The following is a 17,658-nucleotide window of genomic DNA, read 5'->3' on the forward strand; positions in this document are numbered from 1 at the left end:
ATGGTACTGCAGGGGGGACCCTGTGGGAGAGTAGGACACCGCCGAACAATTTTTGGGAAAGGCCCACGCCGTATGGCGTGGGCCTTTCTGCGTTTACCGGGTCGTTTAGGCTCGGGGTATGCGCTACGACCTGGTTATCTTCGACAACGACGGTGTTCTTGTCGACAGCGAGCCCATCTCCAACCGGCTCCTGGCCGCCTATCTCACCGAGTTGGGGCACCCGACCTCCTACGAGGACTCCATACGGGACTACATGGGGTCCGCGATGCACCGTGTCCACGACCTCGTCCTGGAGCGCACCGGGCAGCGGCTGCCGGACGACTTCGACGACGTCTTCCATGCGCGGGTGTTCGCCGCCTTCGAGGAGGAGTTGAAGCCCGTGGCGGGGATCGCGGGGGTGCTGGAGCAGCTGGCGGCGGACGGGGTGCCGTACTGCGTGGCGTCGTCGGGGAGTCATGAGCGGATCCGGGTGGGGCATCGGACGACCGGGCTCGACCGGTGGTTCGACGAGACGCGGATCTTCAGTTCGCAGGATGTGGGGCGGGGGAAGCCGGCCCCGGATCTGTTTCTGTACGCGGCCGAGCGGATGGGGGTCGCACCGGGGCGGTGTGCTGTCGTGGAGGACAGCCCGCTGGGGGTGCAGGCGGCCGTCGCGGCCGGGATGGACGTGTACGGGTTCACGGCCATGACGCCGGCCGACCGGTTGAAGGGCGCCACCCAACTCTTCTCCGACCTGGGGAACTTGGCTGACCTGCTGGAATGACCTGGGGCATGACGTGGGCGCTGACAATTGTCATGCCGAGCTCCGGACGTTCGTTTCTACTGGGGGACCCTGCCCGGACGCGAAGCTGAGGGCATGACGAAGACGACGAACACCGGGTCCCAGAGCAAGCGGCAGCCCAGCGTGCTGGAGAACCTCCGGCCGCTGATCGTGGATGTGGCGGTGCCCCTCGGGTCGTACTACTTCTTCAAGGGGGCCTTCGGGATGAGCACCTTCGCGGCGCTCGCCTGGAGCAGTGTGGTGCCGGCCGTGCGGACGGTCTGGAGTGTGGTGAAGGAGCGCCGGGTCAACGGGCTCGCGGCGCTGATCCTGGTCGTGAACGTGGTCGGGCTGGCGCTCAGCTTCGTCTCCGGCGACCCGCGGCTGATGCTCGCCAAGGACGGCGCGGTCAGCAGCACCGTCGGGATCGGGATCCTGGTGTCGGTGGCGCTGGGGAAGCCGATGATGACGGCGGGGCTGAAGCCGTTCCTGCTCAAGGGGGACGCGGCGCGGGAGGCCGCCTGGGAGCGGCTGGCGTCCGGGACCGCGGCCCGGTCGGCGGAGTTCCTGAGGAAGGAGCGGGTCTTCTCCGTGATCTGGGGTCTGGTGCTGGTGGTGGAGTGCGTCGCCCGGGTCGTCGGCGCCTACACGATCCCCGTGGACACCATGGTCTGGCTGAGCTCGCTGATGCTGGTCGTCGCGATCACCCTCGGGATGGTGGTCTGCGGAGGTGCCGCCGCCGAGCCGATGGCGTGCCTGATCACCGACGAGGTGAAGCGCCGGGAAGCCGGGCGGAAGCAGACGCAGGATCAGGGGCCGGCACAGGAGCTCGCGGTCGCCGCCTGAGTGGCACAAAAGTAAAGGTGAAGGAAATTCATCTTTGGCTGGATCTACCCACGAGTACGCCGGGGCCCTACGCTCGCCGCCATGACAGATGTGCTGCGGCGCGGTAGGGCCTCGCTGGCGTTCAGCTTCTTCACTCAGGGTGCCACCTTCGCGCTGCTGGTGACGCGCATCCCCGCCATCCAGGACCGGTACGGCGTCTCCGACGCGCTGCTGCCGGTCTTCCTCGCCGCCGTGCCGATCCTGGCCGGCGTCGGCAGCGTCACCACCGAGCAGCTGGTGAAGCGAATACGGCCCAGCCGGCTGCTGCGCTGGTCCCAGCCCGTGGTGATGCTGGCGCTGCTCGGGGTCGGGTCCGGCGGGGCGATGGCCGAGCTGGCGGTGGCCCTGGCCGCGTTCGGCCTGGCCGTCGGCGCGCTGGACGCCTCGATGAACATGCTCGGGGTGAGCCTGCAACGGACCTACGGGCGCAGCATCATGCTCAGCTTCCATGCCGTGTACAGCCTGGGCGGGATCCTCGGAGCCTCGCTGGCCTGGGTGGGGGCGCACTGGCATCTCGCGCTGTGGGTGTCGTACCTGCCGGTGGTCGCGGTGCTGCTGCCGGCCGCGCTGGTCGGGAGCCGGTGGTATGTGGACGGTGATCCCGCGCCGGTGGAGGACGGGGCTGCCGGTGAGGGCGCGGGCACGGGCGGTGTCGTGTTCAAGCTGCTGCTGCCGTTGTGCCTGGTGATGACCTTCGCCTATATCGGGGACTCGACCGTCTCCAACTGGAGTGCGAAGTACCTGAAGGACGTGCTGGGGAGCAGTGAGCAGCTCGCCACCGTGCCGTACAACGTGTACATGGTGACCACGTTGGTCGGGCGGGGCATCGGGGACTTCGGGGTACGGCGGTTCGGTGCCGTGCCCGTCGTACGGCTGGGGGCGGTGGTGGCGGCCGCCGGGTTCGCGGTGGTGGCGGCTGCGCCGGGGGCGTGGGTCGGCATGGTCGGGTTCACCCTGCTGGGGCTGGGGCTGTGTGTACTGGTGCCGCAGACCTTCGCGGCGGCGGGGCGGCTGTTTCCGGGGGCTTCGGATGCGGCCATCGCACGGCTGAACATCTTCAACTACGTCGGGTTCCTGATCGGTTCGCCGTTGGTGGGGGCGCTCGGCGACGCGTGGAGCTATCGCGGGGCGATGCTGGTGCCGATGGTGTTGGTGCTGGTGACGTTGGTGTACGCCCGTTCGTTCGCGACCAGGTCGGACCGATACGGTGGCGGGCATGAGCGGCCGCGCACAGCTGATGTGGGACGAGGCAGTAACGGGCTATGACTTCGGTCCGGGGCATCCGATGGATCCGGTCCGGCTGGCGTTGACCCGGAGTCTGGTCGGTGCCTTCGGGCTCGACCGGGCGGTGGAGGTGGTCGCGGCGAAGCCGGCCGGGGATTCGACGCTGCGGCTGGTGCACCGGGAGGACTACATCGAGGCCGTGAAGGCGGCCTCGGCGGATCCGGCGGCGGCCGACCAGTCGTACGGGCTGGGGACGATGGACGATCCCGCCTTCGCCGGGATGCACGAGGTGTCGGCGCTGATCGCCGGGCAGTCGGTGGCGGCGGCGGAGGCGGTGTGGCGGGGGGACGCCGACCACGCGGTGAACTTCGCGGGCGGGTTGCACCACGCGATGCCGGGGGCCGCGTCCGGGTTCTGCATCTACAACGACGCCTCGCTCGCCATCGCGCGGTTGCTGGAGCTGGGGGCCGAGCGGGTCGCGTACGTGGATGTGGACGTGCATCACGGGGACGGGGTGCAGGCCGCGTTCTGGGAGGATCCGCGGGTTCTGACGATCTCGCTGCACGAGCATCCCCGCACGTTGTTCCCGCAGACCGGGTGGCCGGAGGAGGTCGGGGCCGGGGCGGGGGAGGGCTCCGCGGTGAACGTGGCGTTGCCGGCGGGGACCGGGGACGCGGGGTGGGTGCGGGCGTTTCACGCCGTCGTGCCGGAGCTGGTCGCCGACTTCCGGCCGCAGGTGCTGGTGACGCAGCACGGTGCCGACACGCATTTCGAGGATCCGCTGGCTCATCTGGCGGTTTCGCTGGATGCGCAGCGGGCGGTGCAGGTGGCGTGTCATGAGCTGGCGCACGAGTACGCCGGGGGGAAGTGGGTCGCGTTGGGGGGCGGCGGGTACGAGGTGGTGGATGTCGTGCCGCGGTCGTGGACGCATCTGGTGGGGGTGGCGGCGGGGCGGGAGGTTGCGCCTGAGGCGCTGGTGCCGGAGGGGTGGCGGCAGGAGGTGTTTGCGCGGACTCGGCAGTTGGGGCCCGGGCGGATGACGGATGGGCGGTGGCCGGTGGGGTGGGCCGGGTGGGAGGCGGGGTACGACCCCGCTGATCGCTTGGATCAGGCCGTACTGGCGACGCGGCGGGCGGTGTTTCCGCTGCGGGGGTTGCTGGCGTAGGGGTTTTCTCGCCCCCGGACCCCCGCTTCGGCCTGCGGCCTCGTCCTCAAACGCCGGACGGGCTGGAGAGTGGGGGTGCGGCCGGCCCTCGTCTGCGGGCACGTTACGCCGACTGTGCGGTGTTTGTCTGTTCTGGGGGTCTGGTGGGGGTGGGGGCGTCAGGATCTTTGGTGTGGTGAGTGGTGGTGGGCTTCGGGAGTACCTGGTGGCTGCGGGGCTGGCGGGGGTGGTGGGGACCTCGCGGGAGCGGAGTCTGCGGAGTTATCGGTTGTTCGCGGCTCGGGATCCTCGGGTGTTGATCGGGATTGATCCGCAAGGGGGGTGGGGAGAGGCGGAGTTGATTCGGTTGATGGCTGCCAAGTGTGGTGTTTCAGACGATCCGCGGTGTGTTTCAGGGCATGATGTGATCGATCCTGAGCTGACGGTCGCGAGGCTGGACGCGTTCGCCGAGCGGGTGGGAGCGGTGGCCCGGAGGCGGGCCGCCGTGTTGTTCGGGACCGGGCATCCGCACCGGCTGATCGGGTTCTACGCCGGTCTCGCGGACGCGCTGTCGGCGGCGGGGTGTGAGGTCCTCAGTCCCGCGCAGGGTCACTGTGTCGACATAACGACCCGGTTCGGTCTACGTACGTGCTCCCTCGATTACGTACGAGGCGTCGGGTTCATGAGAGAAGTGGGCCGTGAACGCCCCGGTTGTGCGCCGGGTGCGCACACGCATTCGCCGCTGCCGATTCGGGTGGCGCTGGATGCGGCGGCGAGGAGCGGGGGGCCCTTGCCGGAGCTGGTGGTCGGAGACCATGGCTGGGTCTGCGGTGCAGGTCAGCTCGGGTTTGAGGCCATTGGTCTGGCGGATACGGATGACCCCGCGCTCTTCGTGGGGGAGGCCGAGGGAGCGGTGTCCGTCGCCGTTCCGGTTGATGACGGCGTGCGGTCTGATTACTACACGCCGCTTACCCGCTACGTACTCAATCGAGCGTGTCTGTCACAGTAGGCCGCCGATGGGTGCACCTCTTCCCCACTCGCATCACCCGCCCCTACATTGGGGAGTGAGCACGCAACGACGAAGAGTCACCGGAAGGGGAAGCCGGTGGCCCGTCGAGTGCGGAAGGTTCAGGTGTGTCATGGCAGCTGGCGAGAGGCCTCTGAACGAGGTTGTGTTCCTGACCGTGGCGGAGGTCGCCGCGGTGATGCGAGTGTCGAAGATGACCGTGTACCGGCTGGTGCACAGCGGTCATCTGCCCGCGATCCGGGTGGGGCGGTCCTTCCGCGTCCCCGAACAAGCGGTACACGAGTACCTTCGCGAGAGCTATGTGGGGGTGGAGACCGCCTGACGGCCGTTCCGGGATTCGTCCCGGGGGACCTCGATTACGACCTCAGCGCTCGGGCGGGTAGGCTAGCCCCTCGTAGGTCGTATGGGCCCATGATGCCCAGCACCGAGTGATGAGAAGTGAGCGAGGGTAGTCGTGGGCTCTGTTATCAAGAAGCGGCGCAAGCGGATGGCCAAGAAGAAGCACCGCAAGCTGCTCAAGCGCACGCGTGTTCAGCGCCGTAACAAGAAGTAATTACGGCGCCGAGCCGCGAGAGCTTGTGTGTGGCCCCCCACCAGTACGGTGGGGGGCCACTGCATTTTCCGGCCGTTGCGGCTTGTCGTGGCCTGCTGGGGGTCATGCCTGCGCAACATCGACCCGCTAAGTTGGCCCGCATACGGGAACACGGAAGAAAGGCGCTGATCTTGGGGAAGGTCGTGCTCGTGACCGGAGTGGCCCGTCAACTCGGGGGCCGGTTCGTACGGCGTATTCAGCGTGACCCCGGGGTGGACCGGGTGGTCGCCGTGGACGCGGTGACGCCGGAGCATCATCTGGGCGGGGCGGACTTCATCCGGACCGACATCCGGCAGCCGACCATCGCCCGGGTGCTGGCCGAGAGCGGTGCCGACACCGTCGTCCACATGGACGTGACCGGGACGCCGCTGGGCAGCGGGAGCCGGGCCACCGTCAAGGAGACCAATGTCATCGGGACCATGCAGCTGCTCGGCGCCTGCCAGAAGTCGCCGAACGTCAAGCGGCTGGTGATCAAGTCCAGTACGAACGTCTACGGATCCGCGCCGAAGGACCCGGCCGTCTTCACCGAGACCACCCCGCCGAAATCCCTGCCCAGCGGGGGGTTCGCGAAGGACACGGTGGAGGTCGAGGGGTATGTGCGGGGGTTCGCCAGGAGACGGCCCGACGTCGCGGTGTGCGTGCTGCGGTTCGCCAACATCCTCGGGGCGACGGCCGACACCCCGCTCGCCTCGTATTTCGCGCTGCCCGTGCTGCCCACCGTCCTCGGGTACGACCCGCGGCTGCAGTTCGTGCACGAGGACGACGTGATCGAGGTGCTGCGGATCGCCTCGCACGAGCCGGAGCGGGGAACCCTGAACAGCGGCACGTTCAACATCGCGGGTGACGGGGTGCTGCTGCTCTCGCAGTGCTCGCGGCGGCTCGGGCGGCCCACCATGCCGTTGCTGCTGCCGGCGGTCACCTGGGCCGGGTCCCTGGTGCGGACGCTCGGCATGAGCGACTTCTCGCCCGAGCAGATCCGGCTGCTGACGCACGGCCGGGTGGTGGACACCGTCCAGATGCGCGAGACGCTGGGGTTCCGGCCGAAGTACTCGACGGCGGAGACCTTCGCGGACTTCGTGCGCGCCCAGGCCCCGGGGCTGCTGCCGCCCCAGGCCGTGGCCGCGGCCGTCGACCGGATCGCCGCGCTGCCCGCGCTGAGCGGCGGGCGGACGCCGGCGGGGGCCCCGACGCAGAACCCGACCCAGAGCGCCAACTGAGGAGCGCAGCAACGATGGCGGACGCCAAGGTCATTCCGTTCGACGACGACCGGTCCCGCGGGGCTGCCGTGCAGCGGCCGGCCGCCCGGCGCCGGGGTGCGGGGAGCCGGCGCAAGGGCGGCGAGCAGGCCGCGGTGCGCGAGCCCGCGGCGGGGCGCGAGTCCGCGGTGGTCCGTGAGGTCCAGCCTCTCGCCGGGCGGATCCCCGCGCAGGAAGATGTCCATGTGACCCGGGAGAACCCTGAGACGGGCGTGCAGCAGCCGCCGCATGACGAGGCAGGCCTGGAACAGCGTGTCGCGCGCGGACTCGCGTTCCTGCGGCGACGGCTGACCGGGGAGTACGAGGTCGACGACTTCGGGTACGACGAGGAGCTGACCGACCAGGTCCTGATGTCTTTGCTGCGGCCGGTGTACGAGAAGTACTTCCGGGTCGAGGTGAAGGGCATGGAGAACATCCCGGCCCAGGGCGGTGCGCTGATCGTCGCCAACCACTCCGGGACGCTGCCGCTGGACGGGCTGATGATGCAGGTCGCCGTGCACGACCGGCATCCGGCGAATCGTCACCTCAGACTGCTCGCGGCGGACCTGGTCTTCGTGCTGCCGGTGGTCAACGAGCTGGCGCGGAAGCTCGGGCACACGCTCGCGTGCGCGGAGGACGCCGAACGGCTGCTGGCCCAGGGCGAGCTGGTGGGGGTGATGCCGGAGGGCTTCAAGGGGATCGGGAAGCCCTTCAGCGAGCGGTACAAGCTCCAGCGGTTCGGGCGGGGTGGGTTCGTGTCCACGGCGCTGCGGCAGGGGGTGCCGATCATTCCCTGTTCGGTCGTGGGGGCAGAGGAGATCTACCCGATGATCGGCAATGCGAAGACGCTGGCGCGGGTGCTGGGGATTCCGTATTTCCCGCTGACGCCGACGTTTCCGTGGCTGGGGCCGTTGGGGGCGGTGCCGTTGCCGACGAAGTGGACGATTCAGTTCGGGGAGCCGATTCCTACGGACGGCTATCCGCCGGAGGCGGCCGAGGATCCGATGCTGATGTTCAATCTGACGGATCAGGTGCGGGAGCAGATTCAGCACACGCTGTACAAGCTGCTTGTGCAGCGGCGGTCGGTTTTTTTCTGAGTCGCGATGCGTTGAGTGTTGCGTGCGGGTGCGTGGGGGCTGGTCGCGCCCACGCGGCGGAGCCGCATATCAGATGCAGCCCCGCGCCCCTAGGGAGAGGGGGTGCCCCTCGGTCGAGAGGCACCCCATCTCCGTCAGTTGTTCGTGTCCTCGCTGTCGATGCCCAGGCCGGGTAGGAGGCCGGGGAGGAGCGGGGGCAGGGTGACGTCCGGGGCGCTGGAGGCGCTCTTGGACGGGGACGGGGTGCTGGAGCCGGTCTTCGGCGGGTCCAGGAGGCCGCCCGTGGTGCCGCCGATCAGGCCGTTGTCGGCGCTGCCGGAGGCCGAGCCGCTGGGGCTGCCGGTGCCGGTGTCGTGGCCCGTGGCGGAGCTGCCGGAGGAGGACGGGGCCGTCGACCGGTGGCTGCCGGAGGAGCCGGTGGACGCCGTGCCGGAGCCCTGTCTGCCGGTGCCGCCGCCGGTGTTCTGGGACGGCTGGGGGAGCAGCGACTGCAGTGGGCCGACCTCTTGGTCTATGGCGTCGAAGACCGACGACACCTGCTGGCTGACGTCCCCGAGCTGGACCGGGAGCTTCTGGCGCAGGGCGCCCCAGGCCTCGCGGTGGGACTGGGCGAAGGCGGACAGGGCCTGGATGGGGCCCAGCGACTTCGGATCGCGCTCGTACGCCTCGTGGAGCAGGCGGTGGCCCTCGGTGACGTCGTGCTGCATCCCGGACAGGGTGCGGCGGATCTCGCCGATCGACTCGTGGTCGAGGTGGCCGCCGCGGCCCCGCTCCATGAGCCGGCGGGCCTCCATCAGCCGGGTCGAGGCCTGGTCGAGGTAGGTCTGGCCGCGCTGGTCGTCGCTGTCGGACAGATAGTTGAGCTTGAAGTCCTCGATGCCGCGTTTGAGGCCGTACAGGGAGTCGCCGGGCAGGGCGTCGGAGCTGGCGGCGGCGACCCCGCCGAAGGCTCCGGCGGCCACACCGACGCTCAGGCCGCCCGCGGCGAGCCCCTTGGTGAGCCGGGAACGCGGTCGCAACCTGCCCAGCGGGCTGGCCCGATGCGCGCCCTTGGCACGCGACGCCCGCTGCTCCGGTACCGAAGCGCCTGCCGCCCCGCCCAGGGTGCCCTCCGCCAGCATGGCCTCCATCGCGGCCACCAATTGGGCCCGCTGGACGACCTTGACCTCCGGGTCGAGCTCCGGCTTGGGCAGCGCGGCGAGCCCGGTCGCCAGGGCCAACAGCTCGCCCTGCTCGGCCCGTTCGGCCCGGTCCGGGGCGGCCGGCGGATCGCCCGTCGGTCCTCCGGACGGCTCGGCCGCCGGGTCCCGGTCGGGCTGATCCTCCAGGGCCTGGGCGAAGGCGTTCGCCCGCCGGTGGGCCGATACGTTCGCGATCACTGGCGGCACCTCCTCTCGTCATGACGGTCGACTCCCCAGGGGGTCCTGAGGGTTGCACGCCCCCGACCAGTCCACACGATCGGGTGATCGGGGTCTGGTCGGACGTGACCACAGGGAGCCTGTATCCCGCACAACGAGCGGCTCGGCACTTGGGTTACGGACGGCCGGTGATCGGCTGCGAAAGTCAACACGCGGTCACCGAACGTGAGTTGGGCGTCGCCCAGGGTGCCCGGTTCGGTGTGTTCAGCGTGCGTCGTCCGGCAGGAGCCGGGCGAGGGTGCGCACGGCCCGGTACTGGAGGGTCTTGATGGCGCCCTCGTTCTTGCCCATCACGCGGGCGGTCTCGGCGACCGAGAGGCCCTGGAGGAAGCGGAGCGTCACGCACTCCTGCTGCTGGGGGTTGAGGCGCCGTACGGCGTCGAGCAGGGCCGCGTTGGAGAGGGACTCCAGGACGGAGTCCTCGGGAGAGCGCTCGACCTCGTTGGCGTCGAGCATCTCGCCGGTGGTGACCTCGAGCCGGAAGCGGCTGGACTTGAAGTGGTCGGCGACCAGGTTGCGGGCGATCGTGACCAGCCAGGCGCCGAAGTCGCGGCCCTGCCAGGTGAAGGTGCCGATCCTTCTCAGCGCGCGCAGGAACGTCTCGCTGGTCAGGTCCTCGGCGGTCGCCTTGCCGCCGACGCGGTAGTAGATGTAGCGGTAGACGGTGTCGCTGTACTGGTCGTAGAGGCGGCCGAAGGCGTCGGCCTCGCCGGCCTGGGCGCGCTCCACGAGGTCCATCATCCGGGCGCTGTCGCTGTCTGCGGCCGGGCGGCGGGCGGTGGTGGCACCGTTGCCGCCACCGGTGGTGCGGCCGCGTCTGCCGGTGCCCCGTCCGTCGGCGGACCGGCGGCCCTCGACGACGGCGCCGCGGGCCGGCACCTGTTCCATGCCGTCGGCCAGTGCGTAGCACGGGCCGACGGGGGCGGTGGTGGCGAAGGCGGGGACGGCGTACGCGGTCGGGACAAGGCCGCGCAGCGTCTCTTTGACCGTCGCGACTGTTGCGCGCAGCGTAGCCAGGCCCGAGGCGTCAACCCCGACGTGTGGGTACACGGGACTCCCAGAGGCAGAGCTTCCATCACGTGCAGTACGGAACCTTTCACCCGTCGTAGCGACGGAGGGGAACCGGTTTGCGTCTGAGGAGAATAACGCTTCGTGCAGGCACTGCTACACCGAGTTGCTCAAATCATCGATTGCGTCGCTTCTGTAACCGTTTGGCGGTGGCTCAAGAGCCCTAGAGTGACCGGTTGTTGAACGAAAACGTGCGGGTTTCGGCGATGTGCGGGGCGTGTTGGGGTGACCGCGCGATAATTCGGGGCGCGCGGCGGGGCTGGGCCGGAGGTGGGGACACTCACCGGCGCTTGCCGGGTGCCGCCGCGCCCACCCGTGCCGCCCTGCGGCACGCCTGCCCGCAGCTGGGTCTTCAGTCTTTTGGGGGCGCGGGGAACTGTGCCACCAGCCCCCACCGGCCGCGGCTGTGCAGTGATGCCTCGTCGGTGCTAGCGCCGCCGTCGGCTCAACGCGATCGCCGCCGCGGTGCCACCGGCCACCGCGCCGACGCCGGCCGCCGCCGGGATGCCGACCTTCGCGGCCTTGCGCCCCGTGCGGTAGTCCCGCAGGCGCCAGTCCAGCTCGCGGGCGTGTTTGCGCAGCTTCGTGTCCGGGTTGATGGCGTAGGGGTGGCCGACCAGGGAGAGCATCGGGATGTCGTTGTGGGAGTCGCTGTAGGCGGCGCAGCGGGAGAGGTCGAGGCCCTCCGCGGCGGCCAGGGCGCGTACCGCCTCCGCCTTGGCGGGCCCGTGCAGGGGCTCGCCGACCAGCTTGCCCGTGTAGACGCCGTCCACCGACTCGGCGACCGTGCCCAGCGCGCCCGTCAGGCCCAGCCGGCGGGCGATCACGCCGGCGATCTCCACCGGGGCCGCTGTGACGAGCCACACCTTCTGGCCCGCGTCCAGGTGGGCCTGGGCGAGGGCGCGGGTGCCGGGCCAGATGCGCTCGGCCATGTACTCGTCGTAGATCTCCTCGCCGATGGTCTGGAGCTCGGCGACGCGGTGGCCCTTGACGATGGACAGAGCCGAGTCGCGGGCGTCCTGCATGTGCTCGGGGTCCTCGACGCCGGCCAGCCGGAACCACGCCTGCTGCCAGGCGAACCTGGCGAGGTCGCGGGTCTCGAAGAACTTCCGTTTGTACAGGCCACGGCCGAAGTGGAAGATGGCGGCGCCCTGCATGACGGTGTTGTCCAGGTCGAAGAACGCGGCGGCCTTGTCGTCGCCGAGCACCGGGAAGTCCGGCTCCGCGGCTTCCTCGGCGGGCGGCGCCGTCGCTTCCTGGTTCTTCCGCGCGGCCTCCGCCGAGGCCTCGCCTGCCAACACGCTCCGCGCCGTGGCGGAGCGCCTACGGGGAGTGAGCCATCCGAGAGCGGCCATGTCGTGAGCATAGCCAGTTTGTTCGGGTGTTCCGGAGTCACGGGAGTTGGCTCGGTGTGAACTCTCCGCGACCGGGCCGTTAAACAAGGCGAAGAACCCGTGCAGAAGGCGGCGGACATGCCCTGCCGGGGGCGGGACAATGGACGTCATGAGTCCCCTCTTTGGCCGGAAGGCGCCCGCGCCGAGTGCGCGATCGGTCACCCTCATCCGTAAACCCGGCTGCCATCTGTGTGATGACGCACAGGTCGTGGTCGAGAAGGTGTGCGGCGATCTCGGAGTGCCCTGGGAGCAGCAGGACATCACTCTGGATGCGCGACTGCACGATCTGTACTGGGAGCAGATCCCGGTGGTCCTCGTCGACGGCGAACAGCACACCTTCTGGCGCGTGAACGAGGAACGGCTCCGCAAGGCACTGACCGACTAGTCCAAACCGGCTGGAAAAGTCGCCTAGGATCGACGGCGGCTTGGTCTCGGGGGCGGGATTCGTGAGGAGAGTGTACGGTTTTGCCCCCATTGGAGAGGGAGCGTGGACGCGTCCACGCTGGTCCCGCGCGAGCGCGCCGGGGGTGCGTGACCCCGGTCACGTTGGCCGGGCAAAACGGACACCATCTTTGTGCACGCGTTCACAAAGACATAGCCTGCTGTCGACGGGGCGGTCTGGGTACGTGTGACCGTCCGCAGCCCCGCTCAACCCGTTGGAGCACCGTGGCAACTGGCCGAACTCACCGACCGGCGACCCGCAGCCGAGGTATCCCCGAGGCCACCGTCGCCCGGCTTCCGCTGTACCTCCGCGCTCTGACCGCACTGTCGGAGCGCTCGGTCCCCACGGTCTCCTCGGAGGAGCTGGCCGCTGCCGCGGGGGTCAACTCCGCGAAGCTGCGCAAGGACTTCTCCTACCTGGGTTCGTACGGAACGCGCGGTGTCGGCTACGACGTCGAGTATCTCGTCTACCAGATCTCCCGTGAGCTGGGCCTGACCCAGGACTGGCCGGTTGTGATCGTCGGCATCGGAAACCTGGGCGCCGCCCTCGCCAACTACGGCGGGTTCGCCTCCCGTGGTTTCCGGGTCGCCGCCCTGATCGACGCCGATCCGGCGATGACCGGACGGCAGGTCGCCGGGATCGCCGTGCAGCACAGCGACGACCTGGAGAAGATCATCTCCGGCAACGGCGTCTCCATCGGCGTGATCACCACCCCGCCGGGCGTCGCCCAGCAGGTCTGCGACCGGCTCGTGGCCGCCGGGGTCACCTCCATCCTGAACTTCGCGCCGACCGTGCTGTCCGTCCCGGACGGCGTCGACGTACGCAAGGTCGACCTCTCCATCGAGCTGCAGATCCTCGCCTTCCACGAGCAGCGCAAGGCCGGCGAGGAGCACGAGGCGGCGGCGGTCCCGCCGGTCGCCGCGCACCAGGACGCCGGCGAGCAGGGACCCGACGGGGACGTACCCGCCGTGATGCCGGCATGAGTCTCCTCGTCGTCGGGCTCAGCCACCGCAGCGCCCCGGTCAGCGTTCTGGAGCGGGCCGCGCTCAGCACGGACGCCCAGGTCAAGCTGGCCCAGGACACGGTCGCCGCCGAGCCGGCCACCGAGGCCGCGGTCCTCGCCACCTGCAACCGCATCGAGCTCTACGCCGACGTGGACAAGTTCCACGCCGGGGTCGCCGAGCTGTCCACGCTGCTCGCCCAGCACAGCGGGGTCGGGCTGGACGAGCTCACCCCCTATCTCTACGTGCACTACGAGGACCGGGCCGTCCACCACCTGTTCTCGGTGGCCTGCGGGCTCGACTCCATGGTCGTCGGCGAGGGGCAGATCCTCGCCCAGCTCAAGGACTCCCTGGCCCGCGCGCAGGAGCTGCACAGCGCCGGGCGGCTGATGAACGACCTGTTCCAGCAGGGGCTGCGGGTCGGCAAACGCGCCCACTCCGAGACCGGGATCGACCGGGCCGGACAGTCCCTGGTCACCTTCGGTCTCGAGCAGCTGGCCGCCGGCGGCGAGGTGCGTGACTGGGCCAGGGGCAGGAAGGCGCTGGTCATCGGAGCCGGATCGATGTCCTCGCTGGCCGCCGCGACGCTCGCGCGGGCGGGGGTCGCGGAGATCGTCGTCGCGAACCGCACGTTCGACCGCGCGGAGCGGCTGGCGCAGATCCTCAACGACGCCGACGACACGTACGTGGTGGCCCGCGCGGTACCGATGGATGCGGTGCCGGACGAGCTGACACGTGCCGACGTCGCCGTCTCCTGTACGGGCGCGACCGGACTGGTGCTGACCGCTGACGCGGTCGCGGCGGCGGTCGAGGGCCGTACGGGTGAGCCGGCCGCCGAGATCGACGTACCTGCGACGCCGAAGCAGCCGCTGGCCGTCAGCGGTCCCGGTGGCGGACTCGGCGCCGACGAGAACTGCCCGCTCGACCTCACCGCCGAGCAGAGCGGTTTCTCCGTGATGGGGGAGGCCGCCGTCGCCGGGATGGCCGCGGCCGAGCTGGAGCAGCACGCGGCCTGGGTGGACAACGGGACCGTCGACATCCGGGAAGCCGGCCGTCGTACGCCCGAGAGCCCCGAGGCCGAGGCCGGGCTGATCGGGGCGCTGGCCGCGGCCGCCGCCCGGGTCGGCCGGATCCCGGAGCGGCGCAGGCCGGAGCCGGTCGCCGGGTTCGCCCGGCCCGCTCCCGCGCTGTTCCTCCTCGACCTCGCCATGCCCCGCGACATCGACGCGGCCGCGCACCGGCTGGCCGGGGTGCGCCTTGTGGACATCGAGACGCTGGCGGAGGCGTCCGCGGACGCGCCGATGGCGGCCGACGTGGACCAGGTGCGGCGGATCGTTTCGGACGAGGTCGCCGCCTTCGGCGCGGCCCAGCGGGCGGCGCACATCACGCCCACCGTAGTGGCCCTGCGGACGATGGCCGCCGACGTCGTCGCGGGCGAGATCGCACGGCTCGACGGCCGCCTGCCCGACCTGGACGAGCGCCAGCGCGGGGAGATCCGGCAGGCCGTGCACCGGGTCGTCGACAAGCTCCTGCACGCGCCGACCGTACGGGTCAAGCAGCTCGCGGCCGAACCCGGCGGCGCCGGGTACGCGGACGCGCTGCGGACCCTGTTCGACCTCGACCCCGAGACGGTGGCCGCCGTCTCCCGGGCCGTGGACAGCACAGACAAGAAGGACCGACCGGCATGAGTGACAATCCACTGACGCCATTGCGGCTGGGCACCAGGCGGTCCAGACTCGCCATGGCCCAGTCCGGGCAGGTGGCGGAGGCCGTGAGCCGGGTGACCGGGCGGCCCGTCGAACTCGTGGAGATCACCACGTACGGCGACACCTCCCGCGAGCACCTCGCACAGATCGGCGGCACGGGCGTCTTCGTGACCGCCCTGCGGGACGCGCTGCTGCGCGGCGAGGTCGACTTCGCGGTTCACTCGCTCAAGGACCTGCCGACCACCCAGCCCGACGAGCTGGTGCTGGCCGCCGTACCGGTGCGCGAGGACCCGCGGGACGTGATCGTCGCCCGGGACGCGCTGAAGTTCACCGACCTGCCGCGCGGGGCGCGCATCGGCACCGGTTCGCCGCGCCGCGCGGCGCAGCTGAACGCGTACGCGCGCTCGCACGGCCTGGACATCGAGACCGTGCCGATCCGGGGGAACGTCGACACCCGGATCGGATACGTACACGACGGCGAGCTCGATGCCGTGGTGCTGGCGGCGGCCGGCCTGAGCCGCATCGGCCGCATCGACGAGGTGACCGACTTCCTGTCGGTCGACACGGTTCTGCCCGCCCCCGGCCAGGGGGCACTGGCGATCGAGTGCGCCGCGGACAACGCGGAGCTCATCGTCCTGCTCGGGGAACTCGACGACCCGTTCACGCGGGTCGCCGTGACCGCCGAGCGCTCACTGCTCGCCGCCCTGGAGGCCGGCTGCTCCGCCCCTGTGGGCGCGCTTGCCGACCTTCTGGCCGACGGGCAGATTGTCAAGGAAATGCGCCTGCGGGCCGTCGTCGGCACGACCGACGGCACCCGGACGGTGCAGATGTCCACCACCGGTCCCGTGCCCGAGACATACGACCAGGCGACGGCGCTCGGTCGCGAACTCGCCACCGAGATGCTTGCCCAGGGCGCGGCCGGTCTGATGGGGGAGCGAGCACAGTGAGCCCCACCAACCTTCCCGCCGGCCTGGAACACGGGCACGTCACCTTCCTGGGTGCCGGACCCGGAGATCCGGGACTGCTGACCTTGCGTGCCGTGGAGGCACTGTCCAGCGCGGACGTCCTGGTCGCCGAGCACGACGTGCTCGACGTGATCAGAACCCACGCCAGACAGGGCGTCTCCGTCGTGGCCACCGATCCGGATCCGTCGTCGGACCCGTATCCGGGCACAGGCACGCCTCAACTCACGGTTGTTGACGGAGCGTCAACAACCGCTTCCCTCCCGCCCGTGCGGGATGCGGCTCATCTTGTCATGGAGGCCGCGCGGGGTGGCAGGCGGGTCGTCCGTGCGGTGTCCGGGGACCCGGGACTTGATACGTACGCGACCGAGGAAATGCTCGCCTGCGTGGCCGCGGGTGTGCCCTTCGAGGTCGTGCCGGGTGTCGCGGCCGCGGTCGGGGTGCCGGCGTACGCCGGTGTGCCGCTGCGGGACGCGCAGGGCGCGGACGTCCGCTTCGTGGACGCCCGTACCGCCTCGGACCGGTGCTGGACCGAGGTCGGCGCCTCGGACGGCACGGTGGTCGTGTCGACGACCCTCGACTCGGTCGCCGCGGCGGCCGGGGAGCTGGTCGCCGCCGGCCGCAAGCCGGACACCCCGCTGACGGTCACCGTCGCCGGTACGACGACCCGGCAGCGGACCTGGACCGCCACCCTCGGCACCATCGCGCAGACGCTGAAGCAGGCGAAGGTGCTGCCCTCGCCGGACGGCGGCCGGCCGGTGATAGCCGTGGTCGGTGAGCGGTCCGCCGCCGCCCAGCGCGACCAGTTGTCGTGGTTCGAGTCCAAGCCGCTGTTCGGCTGGAAGGTACTCGTGCCCCGCACGAAGGAGCAGGCGGCCTCCCTCTCCGACCAGCTGCGGTCCTACGGTGCGGTGCCGCACGAGGTGCCGACGATCGCCGTCGAGCCGCCGCGCACGCCCCAGCAGATGGAGCGGGCCGTCAAGGGGCTCGTCACCGGCCGGTACGAGTGGATCGCCTTCACCTCGGTCAACGCCGTCAAGGCGGTCCGGGAGAAGTTCGAGGAGTACGGGCTCGATGCCCGGGCCTTCGCGGGGATCAAGGTCGCGGCGGTCGGCGAGCAGACCGCGAAGGCGCTGGTCGCCTTCGGCGTGAAGCCGGACCTGGTGCCGAGCGGCGAGCAGTCGGCCGCCGGGCTCCTGGAGGACTGGCCGCCCTACGACCCGGTCTTCGACCCGATCGACCGCGTGTTCCTGCCGCGGGCCGACATCGCCACCGAGACGCTGGTCGCCGGGCTCATCGAACTCGGCTGGGAGGTGGACGACGTGACCGCCTACCGCACCGTGCGGGCGTCGCCGCCGCCGGCCGACACACGGGAGGCGATCAAGGGCGGCGGCTTCGACGCGGTGCTCTTCACGTCGTCGTCCACCGTGCGGAACCTGGTGGGCATCGCCGGGAAGCCGCACAACGTGACGGTGATCGCGTGCATCGGCCCCGCCACGGCCAAGACGGCCGAGGAGCACGGGCTGCGGGTCGACGTGATGGCCCCGGAGCCGTCGGCCGCGAAGCTGGCGGAGGCGTTGGCGGAGTTCGGCCTGCGGAGGCGCGCGAGCGCGCTGGAGGCCGGCGATCCGGTCACCCGGCCGAGCGAGCGGCGACCGGGGGCACGACGGAGGCGCACCACCACGTGAGGTGAGTTGTCGCAA

The 17,658-nt window shown here is 70.6% G+C and carries 17 protein-coding genes; 14 read left to right on the forward strand and 3 right to left on the reverse strand.

Going from position 1 to position 17,658, the window contains the following annotated elements; all coding sequences use genetic code 11:
* Positions 1-118: 118 nt before the first annotated feature.
* From ACGF5O_RS39315 to ACGF5O_RS39355, 9 genes are all read left to right on the forward strand, one after another.
* A complete protein-coding gene (locus tag ACGF5O_RS39315; protein WP_393814728.1) occupies positions 119-763 on the forward strand; it encodes an HAD family hydrolase in 645 nt (214 codons plus the stop codon).
* A gap of 93 nt (positions 764-856) precedes the next feature.
* On the forward strand, positions 857-1,606 hold the full coding sequence (locus ACGF5O_RS39320) for a VC0807 family protein (RefSeq protein WP_393814729.1): 750 nt from the start codon (positions 857-859) through the stop codon (positions 1,604-1,606).
* An 81-nt stretch (positions 1,607-1,687) separates the two neighbouring features.
* Entirely contained in the window at positions 1,688-2,911 is a 1,224-nt protein-coding gene (locus ACGF5O_RS39325) for an MFS transporter (RefSeq protein WP_393814730.1), read from the forward strand.
* Entirely contained in the window at positions 2,862-4,034 is a 1,173-nt protein-coding gene (locus tag ACGF5O_RS39330; RefSeq protein ID WP_393814731.1) for an acetoin utilization protein AcuC, read from the forward strand. Before ACGF5O_RS39325 ends, ACGF5O_RS39330 begins: the two co-directional genes overlap by 50 nt.
* A 172-nt stretch (positions 4,035-4,206) precedes the next feature.
* Positions 4,207-5,022, forward strand: coding sequence for a phosphatase (locus ACGF5O_RS39335; RefSeq protein WP_393814732.1), 816 nt, complete (start codon positions 4,207-4,209; stop codon positions 5,020-5,022).
* Positions 5,023-5,152: 130 nt separating this feature from the next.
* Complete coding sequence (locus ACGF5O_RS39340) at positions 5,153-5,362, forward strand: helix-turn-helix domain-containing protein (RefSeq protein WP_067299677.1); 210 nt, start codon at positions 5,153-5,155, stop codon at positions 5,360-5,362.
* Between the two features lie 132 nt (positions 5,363-5,494).
* Positions 5,495-5,593: a 30S ribosomal protein bS22 gene (locus tag ACGF5O_RS39345; protein WP_003948845.1), complete on the forward strand. Its 99-nt coding sequence runs from the start codon at positions 5,495-5,497 to the stop codon at positions 5,591-5,593.
* Positions 5,594-5,763: 170 nt separating this feature from the next.
* Positions 5,764-6,849: an NAD-dependent epimerase/dehydratase family protein gene (locus ACGF5O_RS39350; protein ID WP_393814733.1), complete on the forward strand. Its 1,086-nt coding sequence runs from the start codon at positions 5,764-5,766 to the stop codon at positions 6,847-6,849.
* 14 nt (positions 6,850-6,863) lie between these two features.
* Positions 6,864-7,964 carry a lysophospholipid acyltransferase family protein gene (locus tag ACGF5O_RS39355; RefSeq protein ID WP_393814734.1) on the forward strand — a complete coding sequence of 367 codons (1,101 nt, stop codon included), beginning with the start codon at positions 6,864-6,866 and terminating at the stop codon, positions 7,962-7,964.
* Positions 7,965-8,098: 134 nt separating this feature from the next.
* On the opposite strand, the gene ACGF5O_RS39360 is transcribed toward ACGF5O_RS39355, so the two are convergent.
* The 3 genes from ACGF5O_RS39360 to ACGF5O_RS39370 all read right to left on the reverse strand — a co-directional run bounded on the left by ACGF5O_RS39360 (position 8,099) and on the right by ACGF5O_RS39370 (position 11,805).
* Positions 8,099-9,343 (reverse strand): DUF5667 domain-containing protein, encoded by a 1,245-nt coding sequence (locus tag ACGF5O_RS39360; RefSeq protein WP_393814735.1) that lies wholly within the window; start codon positions 9,341-9,343, stop codon positions 8,099-8,101.
* A 243-nt stretch (positions 9,344-9,586) separates the two neighbouring features.
* On the reverse strand, positions 9,587-10,432 hold the full coding sequence (locus ACGF5O_RS39365) for an ECF subfamily RNA polymerase sigma factor, BldN family (RefSeq protein ID WP_393814736.1): 846 nt from the start codon (positions 10,430-10,432) through the stop codon (positions 9,587-9,589).
* A 446-nt stretch (positions 10,433-10,878) separates the two neighbouring features.
* On the reverse strand, positions 10,879-11,805 hold the full coding sequence (locus ACGF5O_RS39370) for an HAD family hydrolase (RefSeq protein WP_393814737.1): 927 nt from the start codon (positions 11,803-11,805) through the stop codon (positions 10,879-10,881).
* A 148-nt stretch (positions 11,806-11,953) separates the two neighbouring features.
* On the opposite strand from ACGF5O_RS39370, the gene ACGF5O_RS39375 reads away from it, so the two are divergent.
* The 5 genes from ACGF5O_RS39375 (at position 11,954) to ACGF5O_RS39395 (ending at position 17,643) form a co-directional block, all read left to right on the forward strand.
* The gene (locus tag ACGF5O_RS39375) at positions 11,954-12,229 is read left to right on the forward strand and encodes a glutaredoxin family protein (RefSeq protein ID WP_393814738.1); all 276 of its coding nucleotides are present in this window, start codon (positions 11,954-11,956) and stop codon (positions 12,227-12,229) included.
* A gap of 281 nt (positions 12,230-12,510) precedes the next feature.
* Complete coding sequence (locus tag ACGF5O_RS39380) at positions 12,511-13,269, forward strand: redox-sensing transcriptional repressor Rex (RefSeq protein WP_393814739.1); 759 nt, start codon at positions 12,511-12,513, stop codon at positions 13,267-13,269.
* Entirely contained in the window at positions 13,266-14,975 is a 1,710-nt protein-coding gene (locus tag ACGF5O_RS39385) for a glutamyl-tRNA reductase (protein WP_393814740.1), read from the forward strand. The genes ACGF5O_RS39380 and ACGF5O_RS39385 overlap by 4 nt, the downstream gene beginning before the upstream one ends.
* A complete protein-coding gene (gene hemC, locus ACGF5O_RS39390) occupies positions 14,972-15,940 on the forward strand; it encodes a hydroxymethylbilane synthase (RefSeq protein ID WP_393814741.1) in 969 nt (322 codons plus the stop codon). Before ACGF5O_RS39385 ends, hemC begins: the two co-directional genes overlap by 4 nt.
* Positions 15,937-17,643: a uroporphyrinogen-III synthase gene (locus tag ACGF5O_RS39395; RefSeq protein WP_393814742.1), complete on the forward strand. Its 1,707-nt coding sequence runs from the start codon at positions 15,937-15,939 to the stop codon at positions 17,641-17,643. Before hemC ends, ACGF5O_RS39395 begins: the two co-directional genes overlap by 4 nt.
* Positions 17,644-17,658 lie beyond the last annotated feature (15 nt).

Origin of the sequence: Streptomyces sp. NPDC048291 (assembly GCF_043201715.1) — a bacterium.
In the GTDB taxonomy this organism is placed as follows: Bacteria; Actinomycetota; Actinomycetes; order Streptomycetales; family Streptomycetaceae; genus Streptomyces.

Coding starts and splice junctions, on each gene's coding strand:
- ACGF5O_RS39315 (WP_393814728.1), top strand. CDS start 119: ATGCGCTACGACCTGGTTATCTTCGACAACGACGGTGTTCTTGTCGAC.
- ACGF5O_RS39320 (WP_393814729.1), top strand. CDS start 857: ATGACGAAGACGACGAACACCGGGTCCCAGAGCAAGCGGCAGCCCAGC.
- ACGF5O_RS39325 (WP_393814730.1), top strand. CDS start 1,688: ATGACAGATGTGCTGCGGCGCGGTAGGGCCTCGCTGGCGTTCAGCTTC.
- ACGF5O_RS39330 (WP_393814731.1), top strand. CDS start 2,862: ATGAGCGGCCGCGCACAGCTGATGTGGGACGAGGCAGTAACGGGCTAT.
- ACGF5O_RS39340 (WP_067299677.1), top strand. CDS start 5,153: ATGGCAGCTGGCGAGAGGCCTCTGAACGAGGTTGTGTTCCTGACCGTG.
- ACGF5O_RS39355 (WP_393814734.1), top strand. CDS start 6,864: ATGGCGGACGCCAAGGTCATTCCGTTCGACGACGACCGGTCCCGCGGG.
- ACGF5O_RS39370 (WP_393814737.1), bottom strand. CDS start 11,805: ATGGCCGCTCTCGGATGGCTCACTCCCCGTAGGCGCTCCGCCACGGCG.
- ACGF5O_RS39375 (WP_393814738.1), top strand. CDS start 11,954: ATGAGTCCCCTCTTTGGCCGGAAGGCGCCCGCGCCGAGTGCGCGATCG.
- ACGF5O_RS39385 (WP_393814740.1), top strand. CDS start 13,266: ATGAGTCTCCTCGTCGTCGGGCTCAGCCACCGCAGCGCCCCGGTCAGC.
- hemC (WP_393814741.1), top strand. CDS start 14,972: ATGAGTGACAATCCACTGACGCCATTGCGGCTGGGCACCAGGCGGTCC.